The organism is Kangiella marina (genome assembly GCF_039541235.1).
In the GTDB taxonomy this organism is placed as follows: Bacteria; Pseudomonadota; Gammaproteobacteria; order Enterobacterales; family Kangiellaceae; genus Kangiella; species Kangiella marina.
In genome coordinates this window covers 474,207-494,674 of record NZ_BAABFV010000001.1, presented here as the reverse complement: position 1 = coordinate 494,674, position 20,468 = coordinate 474,207, and the positions used below count along the sequence as shown (strand labels likewise).

Sequence of the window (20,468 nt, the reverse complement as noted above, 5' to 3'; positions counted from 1 at the left end):
CTTGAAATTGCCTGATATTGGTTACTTCGATCTAGTCATGAGTTGTTTGCCTGTACTGCTGGTAGCTGTGATTTTCTACCGCTGGAAAGCGAACAGTAAAGAATTAATTATCGCCACCCTGCGTATGATTGGTCAGCTGATAGCGATTGGTTTTGTGCTGGTCTATTTGTTTCAAAAAACCTCAAGTTGGTTAGGACTGTTAGTGGTCACAATAATGCTGCTGGCAGCCGGTTGGATTGCTATGCGACCTTTGGAGGACAAAAGCCTAAACCATATTGGGCAACTATCGTTAGCACTCTTGATAGGGTGTGGTTCGATTCTGGCGCTGATTATTGTGGTTGTGCTTGATTTAACCCCTTGGTATCAACCGCGGTTTGTCATTCCTTTGGCTGGGATGTTGCTGGCGAATACCATGAACAGTTTAAGTTTATCGGGTGAGCGCTTTGATACTGAAGTTAGTGCTGGCAGCGAAGTCGATAGCGCGCGCAATAAAGCATTTTTCACAGCGATGATCCCCCAGGTTAATGGTTTGTTGGCGGTAGGTTTGGTTGCTTTGCCGGGGATGATGACAGGTCAGATTTTATCAGGCGTGAGTCCATTAGTTGCTGTTCGTTACCAAATCGTCATCATGGTGGCGATACTGTGTTCATCGGCCTTTTCGACAGCCTGGTACTTGATGGGGCGTTATCAGAAAGCGTTGCCATCCGATCCAAGTGCTAATCACTAAACTCTTAACGGCGATAAGCGACTTAAGATGGTCTTAGGAAGCGGCGATGGCTTTCCAAGGATAGCGTTTGTGATGACCTCAGCACACAGCATTGAGTAGCATAGACCTCTGGCGCCAAAGCCATAATTAAGCCATAGCGTTTGCTCTTGGTTGTGATCAAAGTAACCACAAAACGGAAAGCGATCATAACTCGTCGCACGGACTCCGGGGTGCTCGCCAATAATATCCTTTTCGTTAAAATTCAATCCAAATCGCTGGTTCACTTGCTCGATATTCAGCAGTGAGCTATCCCTCTGAACCGAGTCATCGGCACTGTTATCAAAAGTCGCGCCGATCACGAGTTGATTATGACAGTGAGCAATATGACCATCATAATTAATCGGTGTTTGGTGGTTAATGTGGGCTTTCAATGTGGTCAACTGGCCGCGCATGGGCGCTATTTGAGGCAGGCTTTTACTCCAGTGAAAGTGAGGACTCTGGTAGCCACTAGCGATCACGATGTGATTAAACGCTTCAAGTTGTTCGGCGTTGCGGATGGAAGTCTTTAGGTGCAGTTGCTCGCTTGGTAAGTGGCTAATCAAGTGCTGACAAAATGCTTTTCCATTAACTTGAAATGCTGGGATTTTTAGAGCTTTTAGATTCTGAGTTTGGCTATTTTCCGCTGAAAGCTCGATGGTTTGAAATTGAAACCACGCCTTATCGTGATGCCAGCATTGTTGCCCATAGATGTTTTGATATTGCTCAAGATGGAATTGTGAGTATTTGGCGTTACTGAGCTGATGTGCAAAATGACTTTGAGCGAGTTCAGGGTTTTGGGTTAGGTAACGATGGAGATGACGATAACCTTCAAAGGTTAATTGGCTGTATGCATTGTGATCAATCGACATCACCGGCATGCCCACCAGAGACGGCATATTTGACGCACCACTGCAAACACCGTTGGCGTCATACAGGTGTGCCTCAATACCTTCTTGGTGCAAGACATGTGCCAGAGCGCAGCCTGCAAGCCCAGCCCCAACAATGGCAACTTTTTGCGCTTGAGGTCTCGGGGTTATGTAGTTTGTGGCGAGGGTTGGCCTCGGTGTCGACAGTGTTTTTTCGGTGAACCGAGCCGTTAGCATGTCACGCTTGCGTCCAAAGCCTGGCCGTTTTTCAATCTCGAACCCATAATGAGGTAGCGGCTTACGTAAGGCGGCAGCTACCGTAAAAGTTGAGAGGCTGGTGCCTCTTGCGCTATGAAGCACCATAAAGTGCAACAAGCTTTTAGCCCACATGTCAGGGTTTTTGCTCGGTGCAAAGCCGTCTAAGTACCAAGCATCGAAAGCATAACCTTCTGGCAAAGCAACTTCTTTTAACGCTTTTTCAATAGGGTAGAACAGGAGGTGCAGAGTAATGTTCTCGGCGATAGTGATTTCATGAACCCCGGGTAATGCATCAGGGTAGTGCTCTAATAGTTGCTCCGTGTGCTCAGATTCGATGCCCAGAATTTGGTAGACTCGACGTAAGTCTTCGGGACTTATTGGAAACTGTTCGACCGACCAATAGTGAAGCTTACTGTGGGAGTTTGAGTTAGAGGATTGCTGCCATAACTTAGCCGTTAAGAGAAAGTTTAAACCTGTGCCAAAACCGGTCTCGAATATTTTAAACGGCGCTGTGGATGAGGCTTGGTGGTGCTCTGTAAAACGTTTCGCTAAATCATTGCCTTCTAGGAAAACATGGGTGCTTTCAGCAATGCCGTCTTGAGGATTGTAGTAAATGTCATCAAACGCTGGAGAGTAGGGCGCAACTTGACTGCTTGACTGAAGCTGATGGTCGCTTGCGGGTATCCATTGATGCTTTTCTGAGCCGTAGTGACGCCATTCGATAACAGCGGGTTTTACGCCCAGAAAAGCATTATGCATTGAGTGGTATTACTTTTCGATTAAGGTCAAAAACTCGTTACGAGTATTTTGAGAGGAGCGGAACTGACCGAGCATAGTAGAGCTGGTCATGACCGAGTTTTGTTTCTCTACACCGCGCATCATCATGCACATATGCTTCGCTTCGATAATCACACCAACACCCGCAGCGCCAGTGACGTCCTGAATCGCTTCCGCGATCTGCTTTGTTAGGTTTTCCTGAATCTGTAGACGACGCGCAAACATGTCAACAATTCGAGCAATTTTAGACAAGCCGATCACTTTACCCGTCGGTAAATAACCGACGTGCGCTTTACCGATAAATGGCAACATGTGATGTTCGCACATAGAGTAAAGTTCGATGTCTTTTACGATCACCATTGAGTCATTGTCAGAATCAAAAATTGCGCCATTAACCACGGTATTTAAATCTTGCTCATAGCCTTGAGTCAAAAATTGCATGGCTTTTGCGGCGCGAGTTGGTGTATCGAGAATACCATTGCGTGAAACATCTTCACCAAGCTCTACTAATACATCTTTGTATAAATTTGCTAATTTGTCGGACATCTTGCCATTTCCAATTTCAATTTCAGTCGTAATTCTAATGGATATCGTTACAATACCCAAATAAATATCACGATTATGTAATGCCGATGTGGAATATCGTTGCTGACGAAAATATGCCATTAGTCGAGGAGCTATTCTCGACACTTGGCTCCGAGCAAGGAAGAAATAATAACCAAATCAAACGATTAGCGGGAAGGCATATTTCCCGTAAAGACCTCGCTGACGCTGATATTTTACTGGTGCGCTCTATCACTTCTGTTAATCGGCAGCTCCTTGAAGAAACGTCGGTTAAGTTTGTCGGCAGTGCCACTATTGGTACTGACCACGTCGATACAAAATACCTCGCCGCCAATGACATTAAGTTTAGTAGCGCCCCGGGTTGCAATGCGCAGGGTGTCGCTGAGTATGTTTTGACCAGTATTGCTTATTGGGCAGAGCTGCGTGATCGTGACCTCAGTGAGGTTACTGTTGGTATTATTGGCGCAGGTAATGTTGGTAGCCGAGTGATCAAAGTGTTAGAGCGCCTAGGGATTCGCTGCTTGGTCAACGATCCACCGCTTGAGGACTCCGGCGATGCCCGTCATTTTGTCAGTCTAGATCGAATCCAGCAATGTGATGTGGTGACATGTCATGTGCCCTTCACCCGTTCGGGTCAGTACGCGACTTATCACTTAGTGGATGAGGAGTTTTTAGAGTCAATGCCAAACAATAGCCTGTTGATCAACAGTGCCCGAGGGGCTGTTCTCGATAATAAAGCGGCCTATCGTGTTAAGCAGGCAGGAAAAAACATTGATTATATTTTAGATGTTTGGGAAGGAGAGCCAGAAGTTAATGTCGAACTTATGGCAAAGACCTTGATTGCGACACCTCACATTGCAGGCTATTCACAGGAAGGCAAAATTCGTGGTACTTACCAACTGTATCAGGCTGTTAATCAGTGGCTAGGGCTTGAAAATACGATACCCTTAAACACTCTGCTACCACAGGCACCGAAGTGGCACTGGAGCGGTTTACTGAGCGGCTTGTATCAAAGCCTCAAGCCTTATTATGATATTCAAGCTGACGACAAACGGATGCGTCAGGTAAAAACGGACATACGTAATAAGTTTGACCACCTCAGAAAAACCTACCCGCAACGACTGGAATTTCTTGATACCCTATAACTTATGAAACCCTTAAACTTTATCCTAAAATCAAAAATTCAGCGTGGCTGGAAAATCGTCATTCTGAGTTTTATACTAGCCGCCTTTATTGGCTTGCCAATGATGTTTCTCGCCTCGTTCATTGCTGCTGGTGCACTTCAAACCATATTGGGTTTGGTTTCTATTTTCATCGTAGTTGCTGGGCTGGTGAGTATGATAGGGGGATTTTTTATGGTGTTGTATGATTTGTATCAGAGTTAACTGTGGTTTCGCCACTCGGCGAGATACTTTCTCTTGAATGAGCAAGAGAAAGTATCCAAAGAGAAGCTCACCCCAAAAGTTAGGTTCTTCGAACTTCCCTCTCTCAACATTATTACTGACGAGCCGCCAAACGAAACCTCCCTGTTTCGTTTTGACTAAATTGGACTCTCCTGTCCAATTTGCTCTGTAATAATGTCTCAATCAGCTAACTTTTATGGGGTGCTGTTTCGGTAGACAGTGAGGCTAGCCTCGGGTATTTCCCTTTAAATAGAGCTGAGAAAGCTATAGCGAATAGCAATTTGAATCGTGGATGATTCAAATAATAAAATTCAGCCCATGGAAGGGCTGTATTTTATGGTGCGTAAATGAGTTTAGCTTTTGAAGGGAGTCATTTATGACCTCTATTTACGGGTGCCTTTCTTTTGGACACTTTTCTTGGGCATGCAAGAAAAGTGTCGTAATAAAACCCACAAACAGGATATAGGATGGGTTAAGCGCAGCTGTAACCCATCACTTTAATCATCAGACTTTTTGATACCACCAAATTTTTTCTTTGGCTTTGTACCAACATTTGATGATTTTTTGTCTTGCTTCTTGTCTTGCTTTTTAGCGAGGCGTTTTTTGTCGCGGGCGGTCATGCTTTTTTTGCCGGCGGGCTTACGCTTTTTAGTGCCGGCGGCTTTGCCGCTCTTTTTGAGTTTCTGTGGGCCTTGGTATTTGGCGACGAGGTTTTTGACGGTTTTGACGTCGAATCGTGCGCCGAGTTTGGTTTGAATGGTAACCATCAGGTTCCAATCTTTATGGGTTATCAAGGATATGGCGGCACCATCTGCGCCGGCACGTCCTGTGCGTCCGATTCGGTGAATGTAATCTTCAAGATTTTGTGCCATGTCGAAGTTCAGGACTAAATCAACGTCTTTGACATCCAAGCCACGTGCGGCAACATCAGAGGCTATCAGTACATCGAATTTGCCGTCGCGAAATTGCACCATGATGTGGTTACGAGTATCTTGCTTGATATCGCCGTGAATATGACCGACTCGAAGCTTGTGATAACGAAGGAGTCCGCTGAGACGTTCAACCTGAGTTTTGGTATTACAGAACACGACCGCCTTACGGTACTTTTCATTTTGTAGTAACTGCCCCGTGAGCTTTTCTTTGTGTTCTAAATTATCAGCAGTGATGATTGACTGATGAATATTGGCTTGCGCATCTTCGTAAGTGTTGAGCGTGATGGTCTCTGGATTTTTGAGCAATGTTTTGGTGATATGGCGTATGCCAGAGCCTTGAAGGGTAGCTGAAAATAGAAGGCTCTGACGACCTTCAGAGCAGAAATTCGCAATAGCAATCACATCGTCGCTAAAACCCATATCCAACATTTTGTCCGCTTCGTCCAGCACCAAAAACTCTAAGTCAGCAAAGTCAGTTGCCCCTTGCTGGCTGTGATCGAGAATACGCCCTGGCGTACCGATAATGATTTCTGGGTTTTTACGCATTGCCGCGCGTTGTACTTTAAATTCTTCGCCACCGGTGATTAATCCTGCCTGTATGCCCGTAAATTTTGCTAAATCCATCGTTTGTTTATGGATTTGACGCGCCAGTTCACGCGTTGGCGCTAAAATTAAGACTCGAGTGCCAGTATTCGGTGCTTTCTTAGCGAGAAGCTGCTCTAAGATAGGCAGTATGAAGGCCGCTGTTTTGCCAGAACCGGTTTCAGCGCTAGCCATTAAATCCAAACCATCAAGCACCACTGGAATCGATTCCTGCTGAATATCGGTAGGCTTAGTGATGCTAAGTTTATCTAAGGCTTTAACTAACTTTGGATTGAGTTCTTGAAAAATGCTCATGCGGCTACTGTGTTCTCTGCGTCAGGTGACTTTTGAAGTTGGCTCAATTCTATCACTATCTCTAAAGCACTGTTACTGTTTACGACTTTTATTCATCAGTGGTCGTAGCATTCCTTCAAGCCCGTTAAGTTTCACTTCATACATCAGCGCGAGCTGTTGTCCGAGTTTGCCTTCTGGGTAGCCGTTCTTATGGAACCAGACGAGGTAGGGTTCAGGTAACTCAAGAAGTTTACGGCCTTTATACTTGCCAAAGGGCATGGTTTGGTTGATGGATTCGAGAAGGAGTTCTTGGTTCATGCTATTTAAGGCCTAGTCTGCTTTGCATTTGCTGTTGATATCTTTATTATGCTATGTATTCCAATTATAACTGAAAAGGCTTGTATCATGAAAAAGACAATACTTGCATCTTTGATGACTTCGGCATTGCTAGGCTTAACGGCTTGCAGCAGCGTGCCGTTCATGGGAGAGGATGAACCGGAGCCAGACTACACGGCTGAGGCAGAAGCACTAAGTAAAAAGTACATTATTGCCGACTTACACATTGATGTTCCTCATCGTTTACACGACTCTAACGAGGATATCAGCGAAGCAACTGAGGCTGGAGATTTTGATTATCCGCGCGCGGTTTCTGGCGGACTCGATGCGCCTTTCATGTCGATCTATATTCCTGCGGACCTTGAGTTTGAAGAAGAGGGCAAGAGTTATGCGTTGGCGAACGAGCTGATTGATAATGTTGAGTCAATCGTTGCAGCGAATCCTGATAAGTTCGCATTGGCTACAAGCCCAGCGGAGGTTCGTGAGAACTTTAAAAATGGTCTAATATCTCTGCCAATGGGTATGGAGAACGGTTCGCCCATTGAAGGTAAGCTTGAAAATGTTCAGTACTTCTACGACCGAGGCATTCGTTACATCACCTTAGCGCACTCACGCAGTAACCATTTGTCCGATTCGTCGTACGATGAAGCGCGCCCGAATGAAGGCTTGAGTGAGTTTGGTAAAGACGTCGTTCGTGAAATGAACCGTCTCGGCATTATGGTCGACGTTTCACACCTTTCAGACGATGCGTTTTATGACGTGATGGAAGTGTCTAATGCTCCTGTAATCGCAAGTCACTCATCAGCGCGAGACTTTACACCAGGTTTTGAGCGTAATATGGATGATGACATGATCGAGGAAATGGCTGAGAAGGGTGGTGTGATTTTCATCAATTTTGGCTCGACCTTTATTGCGCAAGACTCGATAGAAAACAATAATGCGTTCAAAGCGGCGATTAAGAATTACATTGAATCGAATAACTTAGATCCTGAAGCTGACGTAGCTGCTATCGAAAGCTTCAAGAAAAGTTACCGCCAAAGAACACCTTTTAAATTTGCTGATCGTGAAGATGTGCTCGATCACATAGATCATGTGGTGGATTTAGTGGGCGTCGATTATGTTGGGCTTGGCTCTGATTATGATGGCGTTGGGGATAGCTTACCAACGGGACTGAAAGATGTTTCTACTTATCCAAACCTAATCAAAGGTTTGCTTGAGCGCGGATATACTGAGCAAGACATAGAAAAAATGCTATCAGGAAACTTGATGCGTGTGTGGTCAGAGGTTGAGCGACGCGCTGAAAAGTAATAATCTTGAAGCTTTAGGATTTACTAAGCGAAACAACAAAGAGGAAAAATGATGAATAAGAAAATGATTGGAGTTGTATTATTGGTGGTAGGTGTAGCCTTATTTTTCTGGGGGTACAACATGACTCAATCAGTTGGCGAAGAAGTCCGTGAAGCGTTCACAGGTTCTTTCTCTGATAAAGCCACTTGGCTAATGATTGGTGGTGGTGCCCTTGGTCTTATCGGCTTACTTCAATTAATTGTTGGTAAGAAGTAGTCTTGTGAAGCATCATGAAAGCCCGCCTTGAGCGGGCTTTTTTGTTTCTGCTATTGGGGCTACTTAAATGTCGACTTTAAGTTGTTTATTTGTATCGCCAGCACACCATCCACGGCTTTGGCCATCATTTCAGACTCTTCGCCCACAAAGCCTTTGACTAAATAGGTCATGGTTAATGTTGTCAGGCCTTTTGTTGGTTCTTTAAAGCTCCACGACATGTGACCATAGACGGCCATGCTCTGAAGAGGTCCTAAGCCACCGACCATTTGCACGTTTTTATTCGGCATGATCATGCTAACTGTCATATGCAGCGCCTCTTGTTCGCCGTTCACTTCACAAAAGCAGCCGTTGGCTTTAGGTTCTATATACATTTTAGAGGCATCGCCAAACCAGGTATGACTCGATTCCCACCAATCACCGATATTTATAAATTGCTGATAAACCTCCTCAGCCGGGGCTTTGATAGTGGTTTCAATCTTGACCATAAAATGCTGTTTACTTTGTGCGCTGACAATGGCGTCGGCTGATAGCGAGGTTAGCAATATCATTGCGCTGCTCATAAGCATGAGTATTATTTTCATGGGGTCTCCTAGTAACTTTTTGTCTCAATTCTGTTTTGGATTATACCGCTTTTAATAATTTAACCAGCTCTTGGGATGCATTGGAAAGGGTTTTGTTGGTGCGGTAGATGATCCCCATATCGCGTGCTGATAAAAGTTGTTTTGAGGATAGGCTTTTCAGGGGAGGACTGAGTAAACGGGTTGGTAATAATGTCCAGCCCATTTTACAGGCAACCAGTTTGGCTATCACTTCTAAATAGTTGGCTGTTTTAACTTTACCGAGCGTCACGCCTGCGTTTTCTAACTGTACTTCGAACAGCTCTCGCGGAAAAGTGTGGGCCGGAGGCAAAATACAGGGGTAGTCTTGAAGATGTTTCAGGGGATCGTGTTGTTGAGCCAAGTCATAATCTTGGTGACACACTATCGCTAACTGCTCTCTCCATATAAGTTCGTGCGCCAGCCTTGGGTCTTTTTGCTGTGGGAAGGTCAGTAGGGCCATTTCTAGGTCGCCACTGAGTACACGCTCGTAGGCCAGCTCAGAGTCAATAAACTCAATATTGACGTCGACTTGCTGAAAAGTATCAACATATTGTTCAAGGTAGTTTGGGAGTAGATGCAAACCAATATAGTGACTGGTACCGATATGCAATTCACCACTGACTTTACCGCTCAAATCACGAATGTGCTGCACAGTATCTTCTATGTCACTAATAATTTGTGGAGCCTGCTGCTGTAAAAGTTGGCCTGCTTCTGTGACCACAACGTGATTACCCACGCGATCGAATAGCTGGTTATCAACCATATTCTCGAGGCGTTTGACGCGCTTACTTAACGCAGGTTGTGTCAGTTGCAGCTCTTTAGCCGCCAAGGTAAAGGACTTCAGACGAGCAACCGTCAAGAAGGTTTTAAGAAGATCGATATCCATACTGTAACCAATGGCAGTGAGCTATTCCTTATGGTTATGGGTTTTATAAAAATAATGAATTGGAGTTATTCTACAAGAAGGTCTACACTTGTTCCAGTTTGCTACGAATTTGTAGCTATTTTAATTATGTGAAGAGACCAAATGAGGCACAGTTAATGACTGGAAAAACCCAATCTGGCAAAACATTGTACGACAAGCTTTGGGAAGACCATCTTGTCGCAGAAAACGATGATGGATCAGCCTTGATCTATATCGATCGTCAATTATTACATGAAGTAACGTCACCGCAAGCATTTGAAGGTCTGCGCATTGCTGGTCGTAAACCGCGCCGTCTAGAGTCAAACTTAGCGACGCCGGATCATAACGTACCGACAACCGACCGTACGAATGGCATTGAAGATCCTGTGTCGCGTATTCAGGTTCAGACGTTGGACGATAACTGTGACAGTTACGGCGTGACAGAATTTAAGATGGACGATATCCGTCAAGGTATTGTGCATATTGTTGGCCCCGAGCAGGGTTACACGCTTCCAGGTTTAACCATGGTCTGTGGTGATTCACACACAGCCACGCACGGTGCTTTTGGCGCAATGGCGTTTGGTGTGGGCACCTCAGAAGTAGAGCATGTTTTAGCGACTCAGTGTTTACGTCAGAAGAAGATGAAGAACATGCTGGTTCGTGTCGATGGCGAGCTGGGAACAGGCGTGACTGCGAAAGACGTGGTTCTCGCCGTTATCGGTGAAATCGGAACGGCTGGCGGTAATGGCCATGCGATCGAATTTGCTGGCTCGGCGATCGAAAGCTTATCGATGGAAGGTCGCATGACGATTTGTAACATGGCAATCGAAGCGGGCGCACGCGTTGGCTTGGTCGCTGTGGATGAAAAGACGATTGAGTATGTAAAAGGACGTCCTTTTGCGCCAAAAGGCGAGCAGTGGGACATGGCGGTAGAAGCATGGAAAGACTTGCACAGTGATGCTGACGCTGAGTTTGACCGTGTGGTTGAATTGAAAGCCGAAGATATTATTCCTCAAGTGACTTGGGGTACTTCACCAGAAATGGTGAAGCCTGTGAATGGCAATATCCCAAACCCTGAAAAAGAATCAAACCCTGTAAAAAAAGAGGGTATTGAGCGCGCACTTCAGTACATGGATTTAAAAGCGGACACGCCAATTACGTCGATTCCGCTGGATAAAGTCTTTATTGGTTCTTGTACTAACGCACGAATCGAAGATTTGCGTGAAGCGGCTGCGGTAGCAAAAGGTCGTAAGGTCTCACCAAGCATTAAACAGGCGATGGTGGTACCAGGTTCTGGCTTAGTTAAAGAGCAAGCAGAAGCTGAAGGTTTGCACACCATTTTCACTGAAGCGGGTTTCGAGTGGCGTGAGCCGGGTTGTTCGATGTGTCTTGCGATGAACGCTGACCGTTTAGAATCAGGCGAGCACTGCGCATCGACCTCAAACCGTAACTTTGAAGGTCGTCAAGGCCAAGGCGGACGTACTCACCTCGTCAGCCCAGCAATGGCAGCGGCAGCAGCAGTTCATGGTCACTTTGTTGACGTGCGTGAATTGGAACTCGATACAGAATTAGCAAAAGCATCGGAGGTGCACTAATGGAAGCCTTTACGCAACATACAGGTTTAGTCGTGCCTTTAGATCGTTCAAACGTTGATACGGATGCGATTATTCCTAAGCAATTTTTGAAGTCGATTAAGCGAACCGGCTTCGGCCCGAACTTATTTGATGAGTGGCGATATTTAGATCACGGTGAGCCGGGTATGGACAATTCAAAGCGTCCACTAAACCCTGACTTCGTGATGAATAAAGAGCGCTATCAAGGGGCTTCGATCTTGTTAGCACGCGAAAACTTCGGCTGTGGTTCAAGTCGTGAGCACGCTCCATGGGCGCTAGAAGACTATGGCATCAAAGCGGTCATCGCACCGAGTTATGCCGATATTTTCTTCAATAACTGCTTTAAGAACGGTATCTTGCCGATCGTACTTGATCACGCAACCATGGATACCTTGTTTGAGCAAACCGAAGCTAACGAAGGTTTTAAGCTTGATATCGACCTTGATAAGCAAACGATTACCATGCCAAGCGGTGATGTGATTAGTTTTGATGTCGAATCAGATCGTAAACACAGCTTGTACAATGGCTTGGACGATATTGGTATTACGTTGCAGCAAGAAGATGCCATAACGGCGTATGAGAAGGAGCGCGCTAAGCGTGCGCCTTGGTTATTTAATAGTTAATGGTATTTGTTCCTTTTCTTGCGTGGCCAAGAAAAGGAACCAAAAGAAGGCCACCCCAATATTGAGGTCATTCAAAGAATGACTCCCAAAAAGACTCTCAAGTCACTTAACGCACCGTGACATACGTTCCATCCATGGCCCGTATGTCACTATTCAAAACGTCCTGTTTTGAATTGCTATGACTTGCGAGTCTTTTAGCTCAATATTACGGGGAGAATAGTTTCTTGAAACCCTGTGCTACAGGATTTGAAACAGAACAATTTATTAGGATTTAATATGACTAAAAAAGTATTGGTACTACCGGGTGACGGTATTGGCCCTGAGATTGTAGGGCAAGCGACGCGTGTGTTGGATGCGTTGATTGAAAATCATGGTTTGGACGTGACTTATGAGTCTGCGTTGGTAGGTGGTTCTTCGTATGATGCGCACGAAACGCCATTGACAGACGAAGTACTAACTCAAGCGAAAGAGGCTGACGCTATTTTGTTGGGCGCTGTGGGCGGCCCTAAGTGGGAGCAGTACGATATTTCGGTGCGTCCGGAAAAGGCGTTGTTGAAATTACGTTCTGAGCTGGAGTTGTTTGGTAACTTGCGTCCGGCGATTTTGTATAAGCAACTTGCTGATGCTTCAAGCTTGAAACCTGAGCTAGTGGCAGATTTGGACGTGTTAATCGTTCGTGAGTTAACGGGTGGTATTTACTTTGGTCAACCGCGTGGAATTCGTACGCTGGAGAATGGTGAGCGCCAAGGCTTTAATACGTACGTTTACTCTGAGAGCGAAGTTGAGCGCATTGCTCACGTGGCTTTCAAGGCGGCGATGTTGCGTGATAAGCGTGTTTGTTCAGTGGACAAGGCGAATGTACTTGAAGCGACAGAACTGTGGCGTGAAGTGATGGAGCGTGTGGGCAAAGAATACCCAAAAGTTGAGCTGACACATATGTATGTTGATAACGCTGCGATGCAGCTAGTGCGTGCGCCTAAGCAGTTCGACGTTATGGTAACGGGCAATATGTTCGGCGATATTCTGTCGGATTGTGCGGCGATGCTAACGGGCTCAATCGGTATGTTGCCGTCTGCAAGCCTAGATGCGAACGGTAAAGGCATGTACGAGCCGATTCACGGTTCAGCGCCTGATATTGCGGGTCAAAACAAAGCCAATCCATTGGCGACGATTCTCTCGGTTTCTATGTTACTACGCCACAGCTTTGGCGAAGGCGCCTTGGCAGACAAAATTGATCAAGCCGTTTCTAAGGTATTGGATCAAGGCTACCGCACGGGCGATATTCATACGGAAGGCGATACCTTGGTTTCGACCACTGAGATGGGCGACGCTGTCTTAAAAGAATTAGCATAAGCTCAGCTTAGGTAAATCTACGTAAAATCATTGGCATAAGGGGCTAACTCCTCTATAATTCAGGGCAAAGCAACTTATGCCAAGCCTTAGCTCAAATGTCTCAATCTCAAGACATACAATTCGATGGACTTTATGCCCATGAGCTAACGGTTTCTCGATCTGAGCAGATTCTTCTAGAAGATGCTGACTTGCATCTAGCGCCATCAACAATTACTTATCTTTATGGCGAAAATGGCGCGGGCAAAACCAGCCTGATGCGGTGCTTGGCGGGTTTGTTACAGCCTGATCATGGCACAGTCTATTGGAGCCAAAAGCCAGTAAACCATCCTGATTCTGATTATTTCCAAGACCTGATTTTCTTAGCACACAGCTTGTCGATGAAAAACGAGCTAACCATTGCTGAAAATTTAAGCTTTTACGCTAATTTGCGCTTAAAAGGGGCTATCTCGAAGCAAGATCTCGCTAAACAGATTTCTGATGTGCTATTGGAGTTAGGTATCGGTGGTCTTGAAAATCGCATGTTTGCGGAGTTATCAGCGGGACAGCAACACAAAGTTGCGCTGGCGCGTTTAATGCTAGAGCCAGCGAAAATTTGGATTCTCGACGAGCCTTTCGTCAATTTAGATCACAAAACACGTGGCTGGTTGGCGGCTAAAACCCTAGAGTTTAAAAATACTGGTGGTGTAGTGCTCTTTACGTCACATCATCACATCGACGAGTTACCCGTCGATCAAAAAGTTGGGGTAGAACACGAATGATTCTGACCCTATTACAACGTGAACTTAAAGTCGCGCGCCGAAACTGGATGGGTTTAGCGATTCCGTTACTGTTTTTCATGATTGTGGTGAGCTTATTTCCTTTCGCCGTGAGCCCTGAGGCTGCGGTGCTACAGAAGCTTGCGCCAGGCGTTATTTGGGTAGCGGCGTTGTTATCAATGCTGCTATCGCTGGAGCAGTTTTATCGTAGCGATTATCAAGACGGCTCGTTAGAGCAATTGCTACTCATGAGTTCGCCGACATCGGTGGCTATCAGCAAAATATTAGCGCACTGGCTACTGACGGGATTGCCGTTGGTGGTTCTGTCGCCGCTTCTTGGTGTATTGATGCAGATCAACCACGGTGTTGAGCACTCGACGCATACCTGGGTCTTAATGCTGAGTTTGGTCCTAGGCACGCCAAGCTTGTGTCTGCTGGGTGCGGTCGGGATGAGCTTAACCTTGGCGGCGAGCCGTAACGGTCTGTTGGTGTCAATTTTAATCATTCCTTTGTATGTGCCGATTTTGATTTTTGGGGCCTCGACAGTTACAGCATCCTTGGAAAATATGCGTTATAATGGCGAACTCGCCATCTTGGGCGCTTTTTTGTTAATAGCAGTTGTATTTGCGCCTTTCGCATCGGGCCGCGCACTTAAAATTTCAGTAGGTTAAAATTTAATGGCAAACGCTTGGCGCTGGTTTCACCAGCTAAGTTCTCCAAAATATTTATTCCAAAAAACAGGTCAGTGGCTTCCATGGATATGGGCGTCTACTTTGATCTTGCTGGCCATCGGCTTGTATTACTCACTGTGGGCTTCGCCGATCGAGGTACGCCAAGGTCAGGGCCATACCGTTCGCATTATGTATGTGCATGTGCCAGCTGCGGCTTTATCCATGATTGGCTATATCGCGATGGCGATTGCGGCGACTGTCGGACTGGTTTGGAAAATGAAGATGGCGTTTGCCGTGACTCGTTCGATTGCGCCAGTAGGCGCCGCCATGACCTTCTTGGCTTTATTTACCGGCTCCGTTTGGGGTAAGCCGACATGGGGCACTTGGTGGGAGTGGGACGCGCGTATGACGTCTGAATTACTGCTGTTGTTCCTTTATTTGGGCTATATCGCTCTGCACGCATCCTTTTCTGACCGTTCTAAGGCGGATAAAGCCAGTGCGATTTTGGCGATTGTTGGTGTCATCAATATTCCGATTATTTATTTTTCGGTGAAATGGTGGAATACGCTGCATCAAGGTTACTCGATTACGGAGAAAGGTGCGCTTAACCCTGCGTTCCAAACGCCATTGTTCTTGATGCTGGGGGCGATTTATTTGCTCTTTGCGGCATTGGTTATTATGCGCTTGCGAGCTGAAATTATTCTGCGCAATCAAAAATCACGCTGGGTCAAGGAGTGGGCTAGCGGTAGTGAGGTTAAGTCATGAGCAGTTGGCACGAATTTATTTTTATGGGTAAGCATGGCGCTTACGTTTGGTCGAGCTATTTGATGAGCTTGGTTGTATTGTTGGGCTTGTTTATCGGCTTTCGCATGATGCTAAAGTCGCTTAAAAGGCAAGTTCAAGCAGAGGCCTCTGCGCCTGAGTCGCAGAAGCAAAAAGCACGAAAGCTGAAAGTGTCACAAGCTGACTAATCCAGTTTTCAGTATTTATTACAGAAGTAAGTTGTAGGTTTCATGAAAGCACATCGTCGCAATAAACTCATCGCTATTATTGGTGGCTTATTATTACTGTCAGGCGCAGTAGGTCTGATTTTGTATGCCCTAAGCTCAAACATTAATCACTTTTACCCGCCAACGGAAGTCAGCCAAGGTAAAGCGCCATTGGATAAAACTATCCGTGTCGGTGGCTTAGTGGCTTACAACTCTGTGAAGCGCGCAGAAGATGGTTTAGAGGTTGAGTTTACTGTGACGGATAATAAAAGTTCATTAGTCATCAGCTTTGAAGGAATTCTTCCTGACTTGTTTAAAGAAGGACAGGGCGTGATCGCTGAAGGTAAGCTAGTCAGCAAGACACATTTTAAAGCGACTAAAGTATTAGCCAAACATGATGAAAAGTACATGCCCCCAGAGATTGAACAGTCTTTGGAAAAGTACGGCCATCCCGGTAAGTCAAAATCCACTGAATATTAGGTAGCACTCTTGATTCCTGAACTCGGTAACTTTTTATTAATTATGGCGTTTGTTAACGCCATCTTTTTAGGTGTTTTATCCTTCGTAGGGGCGCGCAAGCAACATGAAGGCTTGATGCGCTTTTCTAAGCGCGCTTCGTTAAGCATTTTTGTGCTTATCTTAGCCAGCTTTATTTGCTTGACGCTATCGTTTATCAACAATGATTTCTCCGTCGCTTACGTTGCAAACCATTCCAATACTCAGCTACCGATTTATTACCGTATCTCAGCCGTGTGGGGCGCGCACGAAGGTTCGTTGCTGCTGTGGGTATTGATTTTAACTGGCTGGATGGCGGCGGTAGCGATTTTCAGTCAATCATTACCAAAGCCTTTAGTGACTCGTGTTTTGGGTGTTATGGGCTTCATTGCTATTGGCTTTATTGCCTTTACCTTGTTTACCTCGAACCCTTTTGAGCGGGCACTGCCTTTTATCCCCATTGATGGCGCTGATTTAAATCCGTTGTTACAAGATTTTGGGCTGATTGTACATCCGCCGATGCTCTACATGGGCTATGTCGGCTTTTCGGTGGTCTTTGCTTTTGCCATCGCTGGCTTGCTACAAGGGGACTTGGATCATCATTGGGCACGCTGGAGTCGCCCTTGGACAACCGTGGCGTGGATCTTTATGTCGCTGGGCATCGCTCTCGGTAGCTGGTGGGCCTATTACGAGTTGGGCTGGGGCGGCTGGTGGTTCTGGGACCCAGTAGAAAATGCGTCCTTTATGCCATGGCTCGCGGGTACCGCTTTGATTCACTCATTAGCAGCTACCGAAAAGCGTGGTGTGTTTAAGTCATGGACTGTCTTGCTGGCGATTCTTACCTTCTCGCTCAGCCTGCTTGGAACTTTCTTAGTGCGCTCAGGCGTATTAACTTCTGTGCACTCTTTTGCCAATGATCCGGTAAGAGGGCGCTTTATTCTTGTGTTCTTAGGGATAGTGGTTGGTGCTTCGTTACTCATTTACGCGCTTCAATCGAGTAAAATCCGCTCTAAAGCCAACTTCGGGCTGTTCTCTAGGGAAACGGCTTTGTTATTTAATAATGCGTTGTTAGCGGTGATTACCTTTATGGTCTTGTTGGGGACATTACACCCGCTGATTCAAGAAGCATTTACCGGTGACAAATCATCAGTAGGTCCTCCATACTTTAATTTGATGTTCTCAATTTTTATGATTCCAATATTGATACTGATGCCGATTGGACAGCAGATCAATTGGAAGCAAGAGTCGATTAAGCCGCTGTTAACCAAGTATTGGCTGTGGGCGATAAGCAGTATTTTTGTGGGCTTAGCGATTGTTATTGTCATGGGCGATTTAGAACCCATGGCGATTGTCGGAACAACTTTAGGACTTTGGGTGATTGCAGGTTGTGCGAAGTATATTTTGGCGCAAACCGCTAAAAGCGAAACCTTTACTGCAGGGCTGAAAAAAATTAGTCGTAGTTATTGGGGCATGTTAGTGGCGCATTTAGGCGTTGCAGTTACAGTGCTAGGGGTTGTTCTGACGTCATACTTTAGTATTGAAGAAAATATCAAGATTCGATTGGGCGAAACGGTCGCGGTGGAAGAGCTTGATGTAGAGTTTTATGACTTTAAAAATAGCGCTGGACCAAACTACATATCCTCAGCGGGTAGCTTTCGTATCTATTCCGACGGCGATTTAATTACGGATTTGCGTCCAGAAAAACGTAAGTATAACGCTTCTAAAATGGTCATGACTGAAGCTGATATTGATGCAGGACTGTTCAGAGATTTGTATGTTGTGATGGGCGAGCCGCTGGATGATGGCGCTTGGGCTATCAGCGTTTATTACAAACCTTTTGTCCGCTGGATTTGGTTGGGCTCGATTTTTATGGCGCTTGGAGGCCTGTTGGCAATTTCGGATAAACGTTATCGCCAAAAGAAGCGTCAGAAAAAGCGTTTGAAAAAGCAAGCGCAAAACAATTCTCAAGAGTCTGAAAATGAATAAGAAACTTGTATTATCAGTCGCTCCTATCATCACCTTTGTGATTCTAGTGGTGTTCTTTTGGTTTGCTTTGGATAAAGATCCGAAGAAACTCAATTCAAATTTGATTGATAAGCCCGTTCCGGTATTCCAACTTCCGTCACTGGAAAACCCAGAACTGGTTTATACCTCAGAGTCTCTACCCAAAGAGTTGTTTCTGCTGAACGTCTGGGGCTCCTGGTGTGGTCCTTGCCACATTGAACACCCATATCTCATGAAGTTTTCAAGGCAGTACGAGGTTCCCATCGTTGGCGTCAATTATAAAGACAAAACGATTGATGGCCTTAAGTTTATTCAGGACAAAGGAAACCCTTATTCTATGATTATTGCTGATCAAAGCGGACAGTTCGGCATTGATTTAGGTGTTTACGGTGCTCCAGAGACATTTGTCGTAGACGAAAACGGAATGGTTCGTTTCCGGTATGTCGGCGTCATCGATGATCGCGTTTGGGAGACGAAGATCTCTCCAGTCATAGAGCATATCACAGGGCAACCACCGATGAAGGTTAGCCAAAACTCAACAGACGTCACAAAGAATTAGGAAGGTCAGATGAAAACATTCATAACCCTATGTATCGCCCTGGCGAGTTTACAAGCGTTTGCTGTGATTGAAACTTACGAGTTTAAAACCGAGCAACAAGAGCAGCTTTACACAGAAATCATCAATGAACTTCGCTGCCCGAAATGTCAAAACCAGACTATTGCTGAGTCTAATGCTGGTTTGTCTGAGGACTTACGGTATATCGTCTACCAACAGGTGAGTGCTGGTGAGTCTAAGCGCGATATTTTGGCTTACATGCAGGAGCGTTACGGTGATTTTGTGCTTTATGATCCACCCGTAAAACCTTCGAACTACTTTTTGTGGTTTGCTCCAATCTTGGTTTTTCTTATTATCTTAATTGCAGTGCTATCAAAAGTTGGCCGCCGCAAAGTGAAGCCTGAGCAGTCTGCTTCAGAGGGTGAGTCTTAAATGTTAGTTTGGTTAGCATTACTGTTAATGGTTTTGGTTTGGGCTGCCTGGTTATTTGGGCAAGTTTTTACCGGTAAAGGTCGTATTTTTACTTATATCTCAGTTCTATTGATAGCCACAATAAGCAGTTTGACGCTTTACTATTTCCAAGGTGCGCATCAAAGCTTAAAAGACACTGCCGAGCTGCATCAGCGCCTCGATGGTTTGAGTTTGAAAGAACTGGCTAGCAAAGCGGATCAAAAAGAAATTACGGTACAGGAGTTATTGAGCGAACTTAGGCTACGTACCGAAAGTGATCCCCATAACTTTGAAAAGTGGCGTGAATTAGGCAATATTTTCCTCCGCTTTGGCGAAGTGGGTCGTGCCGAACAAGCCTTTAATCGAGCGGTAGCGGCTAAACCAGGCGCTGAGACTCGTATTGAGTTTGCTCGTAACTTTATGGAGCAAGGTAGCGCAGAGGCGTTTGAAAATGCAGAGCGGCACATCAATCTTGTTCTCATGGAAGAGCCAAAGCACGAAGGCGCACTGTTGATGCAGGGGATTAATCATTTTAAGCAGCAAGAATACCAAGCCGCGATTGATTATTGGCAGGAATTATTGCAGTACCGAGAACCAGGCAGCGAGTCGTATCAAATTATTAGCGGGCAAATTGATCAAGCCAAGCGCCAACTAAAACTGGCAGAGCTTAATCATATTTCTGTAGTTGTTGATAATGTTGATTCATTATTACTGACTCGTTACAAAAAAGCTTTCGTGTTGGTTCGTCAGGAAGAGGGCGGGCCTCCTATCGCCGTTAAATCAGTGGATGTCGCTCAACTTCATCAGCCTCAAAAGCTGACACCTGCGAACGTTATGCTTCCGGGAACCAGTTTATGGACTGCCGAAAACACCTATATTGAGGTTCGTTTGTCTCAAAGCGGATTAGCACAGCCGGAGCCGGGCGATCGCTTTGGTCGTACCAGTTTGAAAAAAATATTAACACCTAGTGAAACTGTTCACGTAGAAATCACACAAACCGTGGAATAGTAGTATTAAGTTATTTTTTGCGTGACATTTGTCCCAAAAAAAGCGAAATTTAGATGAAATAAGAAAAATCTGTAACAAATTCAGATATGGTAAGTCTAAGTTTCTGAATAACTTAACTAAAGTAAGCA

General features: G+C 45.4%; 23 protein-coding genes. 17 read left to right on the top strand and 6 right to left on the bottom strand.

From position 1 onward, the window contains the following. The first annotated feature begins 1 nt into the window (after window position 1). Window positions 2-727: an ABC transporter permease gene (locus ABD943_RS02165; RefSeq protein WP_345291555.1), complete on the top strand. Its 726-nt coding sequence runs from the start codon at window positions 2-4 to the stop codon at window positions 725-727. On the opposite strand, the gene mnmC2 is transcribed toward ABD943_RS02165, so the two are convergent. Together mnmC2 and folE are read right to left on the bottom strand one after the other, a co-directional pair. After that, window positions 724-2,628 (bottom strand): tRNA (5-methylaminomethyl-2-thiouridine)(34)-methyltransferase MnmC2, encoded by a 1,905-nt coding sequence (mnmC2, locus tag ABD943_RS02160; RefSeq protein ID WP_345291554.1) that lies wholly within the window; start codon window positions 2,626-2,628, stop codon window positions 724-726. The two genes, ABD943_RS02165 and mnmC2, sit on opposite strands and share 4 nt — an antisense overlap. Window positions 2,629-2,637: 9 nt before the next feature. Then, window positions 2,638-3,192, bottom strand: a complete 555-nt coding sequence (gene folE / locus ABD943_RS02155) for a GTP cyclohydrolase I FolE (RefSeq protein ID WP_345291553.1) — start codon at window positions 3,190-3,192, stop codon at window positions 2,638-2,640. Between the two features lie 86 nt (window positions 3,193-3,278). Here folE and ABD943_RS02150 point away from each other — a divergent pair, with 86 nt between their 5' ends. Both ABD943_RS02150 and ABD943_RS02145 read left to right on the top strand, forming a co-directional pair. Then, window positions 3,279-4,355, top strand: a complete 1,077-nt coding sequence (locus tag ABD943_RS02150; protein ID WP_345291552.1) for a 4-phosphoerythronate dehydrogenase — start codon at window positions 3,279-3,281, stop codon at window positions 4,353-4,355. Between the two features lie 3 nt (window positions 4,356-4,358). After that, window positions 4,359-4,595, top strand: coding sequence for a hypothetical protein (locus tag ABD943_RS02145; RefSeq protein WP_345291551.1), 237 nt, complete (start codon window positions 4,359-4,361; stop codon window positions 4,593-4,595). A gap of 515 nt (window positions 4,596-5,110) precedes the next feature. On the opposite strand, the gene ABD943_RS02140 is transcribed toward ABD943_RS02145, so the two are convergent. Both ABD943_RS02140 and ABD943_RS02135 read right to left on the bottom strand, forming a co-directional pair. Then, window positions 5,111-6,442 carry a DEAD/DEAH box helicase gene (locus tag ABD943_RS02140; RefSeq protein ID WP_345291550.1) on the bottom strand — a complete coding sequence of 444 codons (1,332 nt, stop codon included), beginning with the start codon at window positions 6,440-6,442 and terminating at the stop codon, window positions 5,111-5,113. Between the two features lie 72 nt (window positions 6,443-6,514). Further along, a complete protein-coding gene (locus ABD943_RS02135; protein WP_345291549.1) occupies window positions 6,515-6,739 on the bottom strand; it encodes a DUF3820 family protein in 225 nt (74 codons plus the stop codon). 87 nt (window positions 6,740-6,826) lie between these two features. Here ABD943_RS02135 and ABD943_RS02130 point away from each other — a divergent pair, with 87 nt between their 5' ends. Further along, window positions 6,827-8,065 carry a membrane dipeptidase gene (locus ABD943_RS02130; protein WP_425559450.1) on the top strand — a complete coding sequence of 413 codons (1,239 nt, stop codon included), beginning with the start codon at window positions 6,827-6,829 and terminating at the stop codon, window positions 8,063-8,065. Window positions 8,066-8,113: 48 nt separating this feature from the next. Beyond that, window positions 8,114-8,320, top strand: a complete 207-nt coding sequence (locus ABD943_RS02125; protein ID WP_345291548.1) for a DUF3185 family protein — start codon at window positions 8,114-8,116, stop codon at window positions 8,318-8,320. Between the two features lie 59 nt (window positions 8,321-8,379). Here ABD943_RS02125 and ABD943_RS02120 read toward each other — a convergent pair whose 3' ends face one another. Both ABD943_RS02120 and ABD943_RS02115 read right to left on the bottom strand, forming a co-directional pair. Next, window positions 8,380-8,901, bottom strand: coding sequence for an SRPBCC domain-containing protein (locus tag ABD943_RS02120; protein WP_345291547.1), 522 nt, complete (start codon window positions 8,899-8,901; stop codon window positions 8,380-8,382). Between the two features lie 40 nt (window positions 8,902-8,941). Next, the gene (locus ABD943_RS02115) at window positions 8,942-9,805 is read right to left on the bottom strand and encodes a LysR family transcriptional regulator (RefSeq protein WP_345291546.1); all 864 of its coding nucleotides are present in this window, start codon (window positions 9,803-9,805) and stop codon (window positions 8,942-8,944) included. A gap of 155 nt (window positions 9,806-9,960) precedes the next feature. On the opposite strand from ABD943_RS02115, the gene leuC reads away from it, so the two are divergent. The 12 genes from leuC to ABD943_RS02055 all read left to right on the top strand — a co-directional run bounded on the left by leuC (window position 9,961) and on the right by ABD943_RS02055 (window position 20,340). Beyond that, the gene (gene leuC, locus ABD943_RS02110) at window positions 9,961-11,418 is read left to right on the top strand and encodes a 3-isopropylmalate dehydratase large subunit (RefSeq protein ID WP_345291545.1); all 1,458 of its coding nucleotides are present in this window, start codon (window positions 9,961-9,963) and stop codon (window positions 11,416-11,418) included. Further along, window positions 11,418-12,059: a 3-isopropylmalate dehydratase small subunit gene (gene leuD, locus ABD943_RS02105; protein ID WP_345291544.1), complete on the top strand. Its 642-nt coding sequence runs from the start codon at window positions 11,418-11,420 to the stop codon at window positions 12,057-12,059. Before leuC ends, leuD begins: the two co-directional genes overlap by 1 nt. Before the next feature lie 276 nt (window positions 12,060-12,335). Then, window positions 12,336-13,412, top strand: coding sequence for a 3-isopropylmalate dehydrogenase (gene leuB / locus ABD943_RS02100; RefSeq protein ID WP_345291543.1), 1,077 nt, complete (start codon window positions 12,336-12,338; stop codon window positions 13,410-13,412). Window positions 13,413-13,507: 95 nt separating this feature from the next. Beyond that, window positions 13,508-14,170 (top strand): heme ABC exporter ATP-binding protein CcmA, encoded by a 663-nt coding sequence (ccmA, locus tag ABD943_RS02095; protein ID WP_345291542.1) that lies wholly within the window; start codon window positions 13,508-13,510, stop codon window positions 14,168-14,170. Next, window positions 14,167-14,838, top strand: coding sequence for a heme exporter protein CcmB (gene ccmB, locus ABD943_RS02090; RefSeq protein ID WP_345291541.1), 672 nt, complete (start codon window positions 14,167-14,169; stop codon window positions 14,836-14,838). The genes ccmA and ccmB overlap by 4 nt, the downstream gene beginning before the upstream one ends. Before the next feature lie 6 nt (window positions 14,839-14,844). Beyond that, window positions 14,845-15,603: a heme ABC transporter permease CcmC gene (ccmC, locus tag ABD943_RS02085; RefSeq protein ID WP_345291540.1), complete on the top strand. Its 759-nt coding sequence runs from the start codon at window positions 14,845-14,847 to the stop codon at window positions 15,601-15,603. Further along, window positions 15,600-15,809, top strand: a complete 210-nt coding sequence (ccmD, locus tag ABD943_RS02080) for a heme exporter protein CcmD (RefSeq protein ID WP_345291539.1) — start codon at window positions 15,600-15,602, stop codon at window positions 15,807-15,809. The genes ccmC and ccmD overlap by 4 nt, the downstream gene beginning before the upstream one ends. 42 nt (window positions 15,810-15,851) lie before the next feature. Beyond that, window positions 15,852-16,307, top strand: a complete 456-nt coding sequence (ccmE, locus tag ABD943_RS02075; protein ID WP_345291538.1) for a cytochrome c maturation protein CcmE — start codon at window positions 15,852-15,854, stop codon at window positions 16,305-16,307. A 9-nt stretch (window positions 16,308-16,316) separates the two neighbouring features. After that, window positions 16,317-18,308 (top strand): heme lyase CcmF/NrfE family subunit, encoded by a 1,992-nt coding sequence (locus tag ABD943_RS02070; RefSeq protein ID WP_345291537.1) that lies wholly within the window; start codon window positions 16,317-16,319, stop codon window positions 18,306-18,308. Beyond that, window positions 18,301-18,885 (top strand): DsbE family thiol:disulfide interchange protein, encoded by a 585-nt coding sequence (locus tag ABD943_RS02065; RefSeq protein ID WP_345291536.1) that lies wholly within the window; start codon window positions 18,301-18,303, stop codon window positions 18,883-18,885. Before ABD943_RS02070 ends, ABD943_RS02065 begins: the two co-directional genes overlap by 8 nt. 9 nt (window positions 18,886-18,894) lie before the next feature. Further along, complete coding sequence (locus ABD943_RS02060; protein WP_345291535.1) at window positions 18,895-19,314, top strand: cytochrome c-type biogenesis protein; 420 nt, start codon at window positions 18,895-18,897, stop codon at window positions 19,312-19,314. Beyond that, on the top strand, window positions 19,315-20,340 hold the full coding sequence (locus tag ABD943_RS02055) for a tetratricopeptide repeat protein (protein ID WP_345291534.1): 1,026 nt from the start codon (window positions 19,315-19,317) through the stop codon (window positions 20,338-20,340). Window positions 20,341-20,468 lie beyond the last annotated feature (128 nt).